This is a genomic window from Pseudomonas sp. FW305-96 (assembly GCF_058783825.1).
The window spans coordinates 1-518 of the sequence record NZ_JBYSYW010000074.1; the positions used below are offsets into that span (position 1 = coordinate 1).

Below are 518 nucleotides of genomic sequence, written 5' to 3' on the forward strand. Positions count from 1 at the left end.
TTGCCGCCCAGTTCCAGGTTCTCGAAGGACTTGCCGTCAACGGCAGCATCGGTGATGCCGACAGTCAGGGTATCGCCATCCTTGAATACGTCATCGCCCTGGGCCTTGGCCTTGTACTCGGCTTCGGTCTGGCCAGCTGGGATCACCACCTTGTCGCCATTGGACAGGGTGACAGTCAGGTCGTGGTCGAGCTTCTGGCTGACCTTGACGGTGAAGGCTGGCTGCTGGTCTTCGGTGACATCGCCCTTGCCGACGATGGTGACGGTGACCTTGTCGCCCTGGTTGTCGGTGCCTGGAGTGCCGGTACCTGGCTCGTCGGTCACGGTGGTGGTGACCGAGTTGTCGCCGAGGGTCAGCTTCTCGAAGTTGTCGCCACCGGCAACGGATTCAATCTTGTTGACGATCGAAGGCTGGCCGCCGACGAATACATCGTCAGGAGCCGTGATGGTGAAGGTGCCGCTGGTGCTGCCTGCCGGAATGGTGACCTTGGTGCCATCGGTCAGGGTGAAGGTCAGGCC

Annotated in this window: 1 protein-coding gene; it reads right to left on the bottom strand. The window is 61.4% G+C overall.

From position 1 onward, the window contains the following. The coding region (locus AC3WL2_RS25790) for an immunoglobulin-like domain-containing protein (RefSeq protein WP_492574046.1) at positions 1-518 on the bottom strand (518 nt) is incomplete at both ends.